This is a genomic window from Streptococcus sp. k-378, assembly GCF_013277505.1.
GTDB classification, from domain to species: domain Bacteria; phylum Bacillota; class Bacilli; order Lactobacillales; family Streptococcaceae; genus Streptococcus; species Streptococcus pseudopneumoniae.
In genome coordinates this window covers 1-11,707 of record NZ_VMNC01000068.1, presented here as the reverse complement: position 1 = coordinate 11,707, position 11,707 = coordinate 1, and the positions used below count along the sequence as shown (strand labels likewise).

Genomic DNA, 11,707 nt, shown 5'->3' with positions numbered 1-11,707 from the left:
TCTTTTTAGAATCAAAACGACGAGATTGTGGAATCTCTACAGGAACAATAGGTTGTGGCATTAAAATATCCTCCAATAGTTTTACTTTACGAATAGTATACAGGAGGTCTTCCATGAATGATAGATACCTTGTTATGACGCGCTTACAAAAGAACTAGATAGACCCACTAAGTGTGGTTACTCTAGTTCTTTTTCACTTATTCAACACCCAAGATTTCTTTAATATCATCAACGCTCAGATTGCTTCTGCTTTCTTGTCCTTCAAGGACGGTGTTGAAGAGTTCTTTTTTACTTTCTTGGAGTTCTTGTATTTTTTCCTCTATGGTACCAAGTGTGATAAGGCGATAGACATCGACTTGTTTGGTCTGGCCAAGGCGGTGGCTTCGACCGATGGCTTGCATCTCAACTGCTGGATTCCACCAGAGGTCACAGAGGATGACGGTATCAGCTCCTGTTAGATTAAGTCCTGTTCCACCTGCTTTTAGGGAAATGAGGAGGCAGTCTTTTTCCCCTTGATTGAAAAGATTGACCATTTCTTGACGTTTATCTGAAGGTGTTTGTCCTGTTATTTTAAAGTGAGACATTTCTTTTTTCTCTAGTTCTTGCTCAATGAGATCAAGCATAGAGGTGAATTGTGAAAAGATAAGTGGTCGTGACCCTTTTTCACGAATGGTGTCTAGGAGCTCGAATAAGCTGTCCATTTTTCCACTATCCCCTTTGTAGTCTTCTAAAAAGAGAGCAGGGGTATTACAGATTTGTCTAAGTCGGGTTAGTCCTGCTAAGATTTCAATTTTATGACGTTTAATCTCATAGGCGCTGGCTCCTGAAACCATTTCTTGCATGCGTCGAAGTTGAGCTAGATAGAGCGTTTTTTGTGAACTGCTGAGTTCATTGCTGTAGAGGTGCTCGCTCAGTTCAGGTAATTCTGTCAGAACTTCGTCTTTTTTCCTACGCAGGACAAAAGGTTGAATCAGTTTAGCAACGAGTTGAGGTGACAATTTTGAAAATTCCTTTTTACTTGGTAGGAGACCTGGTAATACTATCTGGAAAATAGACCAAATCTCTTCGAGACGGTTTTCAATAGGAGTTCCAGATAGGGCATAGCAGGTTTTGACATCAAATTCTCTTAAAGCTTGTGCTGTTTTGGTCTGACTATTTTTTATCATCTGTGCTTCATCTAGGATGAGGTAGTCGTAAGACTGCTTTTGATAATGTTTAAGGTCAGATCGAAAAGATGGATAGCTTGTAATAGTGATAGTAGCAGATTTTTCAATTTGTTTGATACGCTCAGTTTTGCTACTATAGGCTACTTCAACCTGTTTGTGAGGTACAAATTTTCGGAATTCTTCCTTCCAATTATAAAGAAGGCTGGCTGGAGCTAGGATAAGAGCTTTCTGGTCTGGTTTAAGGTTGGCTTCCAGAAGAGTGATGGTTTGCAAGGTTTTCCCTAGACCCATGTCGTCTGCCAGGATTCCCCCAAAATGATAATGATCCAGCATACTCAGCCACTTGACTCCTTCTTTTTGATAGGAGCGGAGTTTGGCCTTGACTTCATAAGGCTTGATATCAAATTCTTCAGGGTGGGTCAGGTCATAAGCCATCTTTTTGAAATCACGAGAAAAATTGATATGCTCATTGTCTTTGAAGGTTTCAGAAAGGCTAAAGGCACGAGATTTGTGCATCTTGATTTTTCCGTCTGAAAATTTAGCGCGAAGATCTTGGAGACTTTGGGCAACCTTGAGACTTTCATCGTCAAAGACTAGAACCTTTCCTTGCTTGGTTTGGTAGTGGCTTTCTTGATTCCATAAAGCTTGGATAGCTTTTTCAACCTCATCTTCTGAAATCATAGAAAAATCAAACTGAACTGAAAGGAAGCCTTCGTCGTCAAAAATGTCAATGACAGCAGGATCTTCTACTAAGAGTTTTTCAAGCGATTCATCTAGTTGAACTTGACCCAGAGTACGAAAACGGGGGAGTTCTTTTAGGAAGAAATCAACGATTTTGATTTTGGAAAGACTATGAAATTCCTCTTTGAAACCAGCAGAAAGCAGTTGATGATAGATTTTTCTAGCTTTGCTAGCTTGGTAAGTATAGGGGAGGGTTAGGAGATCTTGTTTAGAATGGACTTGTTTTTCTCCAAAGGACCACACCATATTAAGGGCAATTTCATTTCTAGTCTTGGAGAAGGAAAAGGTGGGGATAAAGTCATGGATTTGTAATTCATCTGGAAGACTGATAGGAACATAGTTTGAGATGATATTACAGATTTGCATAAGTTCAGCCTTATTTTCCTGTGAAAAGATAAGAGGAGAACTTTCTTGATAATGATAGATCCAAGTAGCTAATTTATCCAAAAAGTAACGGTGTTCTTCTTTGATGATGTGGAAGTGATTGTGTCGAATCCAAAGTTTTTCTTGAATAATGAAACCAAAATAAGCTGTATTGATGATTTCATAATGGTTATTAGACTTGACAACCTTAAAAATTTCCTCTTCCGGGATAAAGGGACTATCATCTAAGAATATAAGAGGGTATTCGGCTTTTGAGGTTACATATTGGAAGACATCCAAAGCTTGAAAAAGTGGGACGAGGTCGTTTAAATAGCTAACAGGAGTCTCTAAATAGCGTCCGCAATCTCTAGGGCTAATGCCATAACTGAAGTTGAAATAAGAATGTTCATTTCTATCGATGAAATATTTTTTGATATAGAGGAGTAGGTTTTGGGATGCTTGATTAAACTGATCTAAGGATAATCTGATTGTCCCGATTTTCTGTGAAACAAAGTAATCTTCCTCTTGGAAAATGCGAAAAATGAAGTGAGCTATATCCTTGATAACATAGGTACGAGAAGCCTGTTCTACCTGTAGTTTTAAGGTCCATGCTAGGCTATGATTTCGGATTTCGACTTGTCCATGAAGGGAAAGTGAAGGCGCCACCGCTTTTTCTTCTACCAGTTCATCTTGGAGTTCATCAGATGGCAAGGTAGGAATCAGTTGGCTGGCAAAACTTGGTTTATGACTCGCTTTACCAATGCGTTCTTGAATAGCTTGGGGGAGGCTACGAAAGTAGAAATCCATGGCAACCCAGTGTTTACAGACTCCCTGATTTTGGAAATCTTTACATTCGCAATGAAAGCCAGTCAAATCGAAGTGCTCCATACTGGTCAGGATGTTGGGTTCCAGATGCATGGAAATACCATCATAGGTATTGGGGTGCTTAAAATATTCTTTATTTTCAGTATCAAAATAGTTTTTTATCTGTTGGAAAATAGTTCGTCCATCCATTCTCATACGAGCAGGGAGTCTATCGGGAACCGCCATTGAAGTAACCTCTATTCTAATTATTCTTTCCTCTATCTTATCAGATTTTATAGGAAAAGAATAGACTTATCTTATATAAATTGCATCTTGATAGGGATTGGAAACATTTGTAGTTGCCAGATAGTTGTATGTAATATCGACAATCAATTACAAGGAGCTTACGATTCCACAGAAACTATCAAGTGAAAACTGACCTATCTATAACATTCTAGCTAAATTTCTTCTTGGTTTGGTAAGTTTTTCATCTGGTGAACTAGATAGGCTGCTATAAGTAGTAAAATTATAAGAGCAAAGGCAACAACTTCAAGACCAACACTTGTTGCAAGAAATACGAGAGCAAGGGATAGGACAGCTGGGATAAGCAAGTTGATAACATTGATGGAGGATTGAACTGATCCCATTAACTCCTCAGGAATGATTCCAAAAATCATGGCTTGCAAGCGAGGACTCAATACTCCTGCCGAGAAAGCATCACCTGTACTTCCTAGTAAAATAAGTAAAAAACTTCCACGTAGAAAACCTATAACAATGAGAGACTCCATCAATAGACTCCAATAAATATTCAGGCGAATAGAAATTTTTTTAGATAGAAATCCACTCAGAAGTCCACCTAAAATAACATGAAGAAGGCTTATCATTATCAAAATTGCCAGACTTTGCCCTGTTGACAAACCCATAAAAGGATGGTGAATCAGTAGAATCGCACTGACAGGCTCTACCATCATCAAAACAGCTTGACTAATGGACAAAATCCAAAGCAAGACCATGACATCTTCCATAGTCATCAATAATTTCATTGACTCTTTCAAATGCTGGAAAAAGCTACTCATTCCTACATAAGGAGGAACTTCGATTTTTTCTTCCTCTTTTTTCAAGCGGTTTCGAATAAGTAGACTTCCTAGAAAGGCAAATAAAAAGGTTAAAACATTTACAAAAGCTAGAGTAGAAATGCTAAACAGTCCTAAAAATACTCCTCCGCTGAGATTACCTATCAAACGTACAATGGAACTCGTGGACTGCCTAAAACCCATAGCCTCCGTCATATCATCGTTTATTAGCCGTATGTAAATCGGTGTCAGCATGTATCCTGCAAGAAAACCAATCGTATCTGAAATCAAGTTCATGCTGCAAATAAAGAAAACAGAAAAGAGAGAGAAGTCGGTACTTGTCAGGAGCAAAGTCACTCCAGAATAAAGGAGGATCTTGATAAAGAGGATAGAAATATACTTGCTGATTCGATTTTTTTGAAAATCAGCTATAACTCCAGTAAAAAGTTGCAAGACCTGAGGAATGGTTTCTGATAGACTGATCAAAAATATAGCTAAGGGAGCAAACGTATAAGAAGAGACATAATTGATAAAAGCTAAGTAAAAAATAGTATCTCCAAAACTTGAAATCCACTCATTTACTGTTAGCTGACGAAAAGCTCGATTTTTAAGAAAAATATGCATATTAATCTCCTTATAATAAATTCTAGAAAGCATAGAGCAAATTCGTGGTTCGTCTGACTAAATTTCCTATCTAAATACTACCTTCAAATATAAAATTTAGTGAAACTTTTATCTCCTCTAATCTTCTAAATATATTTCAGTGTATATTTTTTATAAAGTCAAGACTTTTTTGAATAAATTACCTATTTTTTGACAATTCTGTAAATTTCCGAAAAATATTTCAAGTGAATCCATCTATTACCTTAGGACATTGAAACTTCTTTCGCCAGAGGTGCTTATATTACTGGAAAGTTGAGGATTGAAATGTGGTATAATAAGAGGTAATAGAGTTTTGGAAAGTGAGATAAGATGATTTCAAAGAGATTAGAATTAGTGGCTTCCTTTGTGCCACAGGGAGCCATTTTGCTAGATGTGGGAAGTGACCATGCTTATCTGCCTATCGAGTTGGTTGAGAGAGGACAAATCGAAAGTGCCATTGCAGGTGAGGTCGTAGAAGGTCCCTACCAGTCCGCGGTTAAAAATGTTGAGGCTCACGGCCTAAAGGAGAAAATCCAGGTTCGTTTAGCCAATGGCTTGGCAGCTTTTGAAGAGACTGACCAAGTGTCTGTCATTACCATTGCTGGCATGGGTGGTCGTTTGATTGCTAGGATTTTAGAAGAAGGCTTGGACAAGTTAGCTAGTGTAGAACGGTTGATCCTCCAGCCCAATAATCGTGAAGACGACTTGCGTATCTGGTTGCAGGACTACGGTTTTCAGATTGTAGCCGAAAGTATCTTAGAAGAAGCTGGCAAGTTTTACGAGATTTTGGTGGTGGAAGCAGGACAAATGAAACTATCAGCCAGTGATGTTCGATTTGGCCCCTTCTTGTGCAAAGAGGTCAGTCCAGTCTTTGTCCAAAAATGGCAAAAAGAAGCTGTTAAGCTAGAGTTTGCCCTCGGACAAATTCCAGAAAAAAATCTGGAGGAACGTCAAGTTCTAGTAGATAAAATTCAAGCCATCAAGGAGGTTCTCCATGCTAGCAAGTGAAGTAATTAACGTGTATGAAGCCTTTTGCCCTCAGGAATTTTCTATAGAGGGAGACAGTCGTGGTCTGCAAATTGGCACTTTGGACAAGGACATCCAAAGTGTCATGGTGGCTCTCGATATTCGTGAAGAAACGGTGGCTGAAGCCATTGAAAAGGGTGTGGATTTGATTATCGTCAAGCACGCGCCGATTTTCCGTCCCATCAAGGATTTGGTAGCTAGCCGTCCACAAAATCAGATTTACATTGATCTCATCAAGCATGACATTGCAGTTTATGTCAGCCATACCAATATTGACATCGTTGAAAATGGTCTCAATGACTGGTTCTGTCAGATGCTAGGAATCGAGGAGATAACTTATCTTCAGGAGACAGGTCCTGAACGTGGAATTGGACGTATTGGGAATGTTCTGACTCAGACCTTTGGGGACTTTGCCCAGTATGTCAAGCAAGTATTCGGCCTAGATAGTCTTCGAATGGTGCATTATCAAGAGAATGACTTGCAGAAACCTATTTCAAGAGTGGCCATCTGTGGTGGAAGCGGGCAGTCATTCTATAAGGATGCTTTAGCTAAAGGAGCGGATGTCTATATCACTGGTGATATTTACTACCACACTGCCCAGGATATGTTGTCTGATGGCTTGCTGGCATTGGATCCAGGTCACTATATCGAAGTGCTGTTTGTGGAAAAAATCGCAGCACTCCTTACTCAATGGAAAGAGGAAAAAGGCTGGGAACTAGAGATTTTACCTAGCCAAGCATCGACCAATCCTTTCCATCATATCTAGTTAGAAGGTGAAGACAATGAAAAATTGTACTAGTATAGTTATGGTAAACTGAAACTACACTAGTACAAATGTGATTCTGAGACATTGTTGAGACTGGATTTTTTTGTAAAACTTATACCCGAAATTTTATAAATAAAAAAATACAATAGTCCTCGTTTTTTGCAGTTTAATCAAAAAATCCAATACATATAATTAGAAAGATAACAATTTGCCATAAAATACTCTAAAAACAGAAAAAATTAAATGTTTTTCCTTGCAAAATTCGGGGGGGGGGGTGGTATAATTGCTACTAGACTGTATACTCTTCATAGGAGGTATAGTGGGGTAAATAGTCGTAAGTTGCTATTTAATATTATTGTCAATTGAAGAGGAAAATGACATGTTCTCTTCAATCATATCTTTAAGGAGAAAGAGTTATGGATTTTAGAAAGTCTAACAGAGAAAAGGTCTTCCGTTACTCCATTCGTAAGTACCACTTTGGTGCCGCCAGTGTTGCGGTTGCCGCATTGATGTTTTTTGCCAACGGTGCAGTAGCAGCGAGTGAGACAGTCACTCCAGCTACAACTAATGACGTGGTCGCTGGATTTGATGGTAACCCTGATGGGGCTCTGCAGGAGTCGGATGAGGGAGAGTCGAAGGAGGTTGTACTTGAGCAACTTGCTGAAGGCAAGATCACAAAGGAGATAAAAGGGCAAGGGAGGTCAGCGGAAGGATCTAATCAAGGACAGACAGTAGCTGCCCCTAAAACTACTGGAGTAGACTCTAGCCAGCCAGAGTCTGTTCAAGAAAGTTCTCAGGTGAGAGAGAAAAGGGCAGGATCTGCTGACACGATAGCAGCCAAAACAAGCAGCACTGGAGTCCTTCAGCCTCGGGTGCTCAAAGACAGCCAGTCTGACTATGACCCTATTCCACTTGACGATGATGAGGATGATACAGAACAGGATGAACAACCGTTAAACACTCCGGTGACAACAGCGATTCAACCTCGTTCAAGAGGAAGCAGACAAGAAGTTCCTTCAGGCTACATAGCTGTGCCAAGTAATGCTTATGTAGATGGGATCAACTACTTTTTAGAAGATGGACATGCAGGTTCACCTTATGCCCGTGGAACCTATGTCTATGGTTCGCAACGTTCAAGAGCATATTGGGACGGAAAAGAGTTTCGTATTCCGGAAGCGAAAGATTTTATCTACGGGATAGTCAAGAAAACAGAAACTGGTTTTAAATGGGAGATTGATATCAATAAGGGAAAAGTAGGACGGGGTCCACACCACTACTTATCAAATACTTTTTGGTTTACCCTACCTAAAAACCACACTGTAAAAGCAAACTCAGTAACTATTTCTCGTTATGATCATAAGACTGGTGGCACCACTGCTACTAGTGGAGATGCAGGTAACGGAGAGGATCAAATTCTAAAGGCCTTACAATCAGCTGATGGAATTAGTGATGAAAAGCAGGGGACTGTTGCATCAACAGGAGCGGCAGCAAAAAGTGGAGGTTATGGTTATCGGACGGATAGTCTGGATGGCTTAGCCAAGGAAGAAGTTAACTGGTGGGTGCAGAAAGGTTTCTACTACCATGCTGATAAAAACTTCCCAACTGAAGTTGAGAAAAAGGCAGCTTCTAAATACTCTGGTATCAAAAATGAAACCGAGAAAGTCTACACCTTCTCTTTGGACGGAGGACGTGATGATAGCTACCATTTGACCTTTGAGACGACTTCCCCAGATACGACTTTCCGTAATCTCTATTACGCCTTGGGTGTTAAAGGGTTTAGGCTGTCAGGGAAATCAGTTAATCGCTTGCTAGTCAATCAGTGGTACGGTAGAGCTGCCGGTGAAGGAGACCAGGCTGAGAAGTATCCGGCTCAGTTGGAAGGGAATGGCTACTATCAGATTGTACAAGGGCAAATTTGGCAGCCGAGAAATAATAATGTATCAACAACTCCAGGTAACTCTTCATCTTTAATTGCTAAAAGCGATGGAGGCATTGACCTTGAATCCTACTTTAAAAATAGGGATAAGGTAGGGGATAATGCTGAATCACATCCAACTTCTTATAATCTTTTTAAGGACGGCGTCAAAGTTGAAAACAATCAAGAGGTTGCAGATGCTATCGTCAGTACTCCGGGAGTGAAATCTTATCTTGTAGAGCGAATCTTTGCTGACGGTTCTGGTGAATTGGTTCAGTTAAATTTTGTTGTGAAACCGAAAAAACCAAGTTTAAATACTGATTTGCAAAAGCAAGCAGGGACGATAAAGGATATCACTGCAACTAACGGAACCAAAGGTGTAGAGATGGTTCTCTACCATGACGGAAAAGAAGTAGCAACCAGTATTGCTGGTGATGATGGAAATGCAACCTTCAAAAATGTTGTTATTACAAACGGTTCTTATACTGTCAAGTCACGTGTGTCAGGTCAGTCTTATTTGACTGCAGAAGGCAAGCGAACTTCACTCTTAGAGTCTGAATTATCAGATGCTAAAGTAGCCAACTACGATAGCAGTCAGATTCGTATTGGGTTTGGACAAAGTGGAGAGGGCGGAGCAGCTTCTAGCTTGGAGACAAGTAAGTATAAAGCACTATATCGTGACAATTATACTGAAAAACAACTACAAGTGCTGGTTCGAGTTCCATTTGGTAAGTCTATCAAAAATATTGAAGTAACTAATTTAGAAAACACGGGCTTGGTTCAGGGTGAAGTGGAGCATGAGGGACCCCTAAGTAGCAAGAAGTCATTAACAGGAACTATTAACAAAACCAATTCAGGTATCCATCAAATTACTGTTACGGTTACAACCGAAGATAATACAACCAAGACAGAAAAACTCTATCTATACATTCCATTTACGAAACCGAGTTTTGCAACAACAGCTGAGAGTTTGAAAGGAAAGACTACAGGAAAACCGGTCATCAAAGCAAACTCTGGAACAAAAGGAGAAGCAGCAAATATTCCTGATAAAGCAAAACTGAAAACCTTCTTGGTTAAAGGTGGGAATGATGTGGATGCTGTAGGCACAGGTGTTTCTGATAATAAGCCTAAAAAAGCTACTGGCTATACTATTCTTGCTAGTGGTGATGTTAAGGCGGATGGAACAGTTGAGTTTACTCCTGATAAGTATAGACAAGAATTGGTGGGGAATGAGGAACTTCGTCTAGTTACGGCAGTGGTTAAGGAAGGTACAGATGAACCTGTTTTAGACTATCTTGTATCACCACTATCAGAATCGCTTAAACTAGAACTTCCTACAGAAGCTAGCCGTGACTTTGTAAGCCCAGCAGAAAAAGTTACCGTTGAAAATCCAGGTAGTCTAAATCAAACCGAGAAAGATAAGCTAAAAAAAGCTATTGAAGATGCTAATCCAGGATTTAAAGTTGAAATAACAGATGATGGTAAGGTTCAGGTGACCAGACCGGATGGACAAAAGGAAGAAGCTGCTGTTAGTGATTTTGTGAAACAAAGTGGGCAAGCAGATTCTGCAGATGATTCGACTTCTCCAAAAGAAATCCAAAAACCAACTGAAAAAGTGAAGGTAGCTAATCCAAATAAGCTAACCAAAGAGGAATTGGAAAAGATTACTCAGAAGGTTCAGGAGAAAAATCCTGGTGCTACTGTACACGTTGGGCAAAATGGAGATGCCTATGTTGTACAACCAGATGGAACAAGTGGCTTGATTTCCCACAAAGATTTGTTGGAGCTGACAGAAGAGCAAAAAGAAGCTGCAAAGAACCGTAAACCGTTAGTCAACCCAGAGCAGAAAGTACCTGTAACCGATCCAGAGAAACTAAATTCTTCAGATATTGAAAAGATTAAGAAGGCTCTACAAGCTGCTAACCCAGGAGCGACTGTTACAGTGGATAGTGATGGAAATGCAACTGTTACAAGTCAGGACGGATCAGAAAGTAAGTTTATCTCACGAGATGACTTGGTTACAAAAGTGACGGTCCAAGCGCCTCAATCTCCAACTATCTCACAAGATAAAGAAACTCTAACGGTAACATCAATGGTAGGTCAAGACGAAGCTACTAAGGTTATGCTTACGTATACAAATGCTACTGGACAAGAAAAAACTGTTGGTTTTACTAAAACTGGTAGCAACTGGAATAAGGATGACGCCAATGCAGATAGCACAATTTCGATTATAAATGATGAAAATGGACTGGGCAAAATCCTAATCCAAGCTGAAACAGCAGAAGCAGGTTCAACAGTTACAGTTAAGCAGCAGAAGGACGGCTCTGACTTTAGTATAGCAGCTACTACTAAGGTTTTAGGAAGATTAGAGGATGTAAGTGGTATAGCCCAACCAGATGGTTCGGTTGTAATTACTGTACCGCAGGAAGCTACTGAGTTTGATTTGACTTATCATAATCAAACTAGTAATCGTTCAGAAACACAACATTTTAGAAAAACTGATCAAGGATGGAGTGCTGTTGCAGAAATTACAGCTAGTGGCAATAGCTTTACCCTTCCAAAAAGTTTAGTAAAAGACGGGACGGAAGTTGCGGTAAAAGCTTCTAGCGCAACGAAAATTTCAGAAACTAAACGAATTAAGGCTAAGTTTGAACAACCGAGTGCAACAACTAGTGCTACACGTCAAAATGGAGATGTAGAAGTTACATTACCGACAGATGCAGAAAAAGTGACCTTAACTTATAAGAACAAACAAAATACCAATGCCACAGTAACACTGGTTAAACGAGGAAATAATTGGAGTTCTTCAACAACCTTACCAGATGGTATCAGTCTAGCAAATGGTAAGGTTACGCTTGACTATACAAAAGTGAACAGGAATACAAATATCACAACAGCCTCTACTAGAGGAAATGGCGATGTTGAATCTCAAGCAAATAACCAAAATCATCCTATTCCAGAACACACAGCCCCGACGACTAAGACGATTACAAAAGTAATCGGTGAAAATCCTACAAATGCAGAGTTACTTGCTGCTGTAGATGTAGCTAACAAAGCATCAGCTGTACTGAAAGAAGGAACACAGTATCCAACTACAGTAGGGAACTATACTCTTGACGTTGTTGTTACTTATACAGATCAAAGTACAGAAAACGTAAGAGTAACGTATGTGGTGAAACCAGCAGACAAGACAGCTCTAACGCAAGCGAAT

At 39.8% G+C, this 11,707-nt stretch carries 5 protein-coding genes; 3 read left to right on the top strand and 2 right to left on the bottom strand.

Annotation, left to right across the window (positions count from 1 at the left end; translation table 11 throughout):
- Nucleotides 1-197: 197 nt before the first annotated feature.
- Together HT719_RS07320 and HT719_RS07315 are read right to left on the bottom strand one after the other, a co-directional pair.
- Entirely contained in the window at nt 198-3,320 is a 3,123-nt protein-coding gene (locus HT719_RS07320) for a DEAD/DEAH box helicase (protein WP_172928716.1), read from the bottom strand.
- 212 nt (nt 3,321-3,532) lie between these two features.
- A complete protein-coding gene (locus HT719_RS07315) occupies nt 3,533-4,771 on the bottom strand; it encodes an MFS transporter (RefSeq protein WP_172928715.1) in 1,239 nt (412 codons plus the stop codon).
- 348 nt (nt 4,772-5,119) lie between these two features.
- Between HT719_RS07315 and HT719_RS07310 the strand changes: the two genes are divergently transcribed.
- The 3 genes from HT719_RS07310 to HT719_RS11645 all read left to right on the top strand — a co-directional run.
- On the top strand, nt 5,120-5,797 hold the full coding sequence (locus HT719_RS07310) for a tRNA (adenine(22)-N(1))-methyltransferase TrmK (protein WP_172928713.1): 678 nt from the start codon (nt 5,120-5,122) through the stop codon (nt 5,795-5,797).
- On the top strand, nt 5,784-6,581 hold the full coding sequence (locus HT719_RS07305; RefSeq protein ID WP_023935965.1) for a Nif3-like dinuclear metal center hexameric protein: 798 nt from the start codon (nt 5,784-5,786) through the stop codon (nt 6,579-6,581). The genes HT719_RS07310 and HT719_RS07305 overlap by 14 nt, the downstream gene beginning before the upstream one ends.
- Nucleotides 6,582-6,997: 416 nt before the next feature.
- Nucleotides 6,998-11,707, top strand: a 4,710-nt coding sequence (locus HT719_RS11645; RefSeq protein WP_240156562.1) for a YSIRK-type signal peptide-containing protein, incomplete at its 3' end; no start/stop codon positions are given.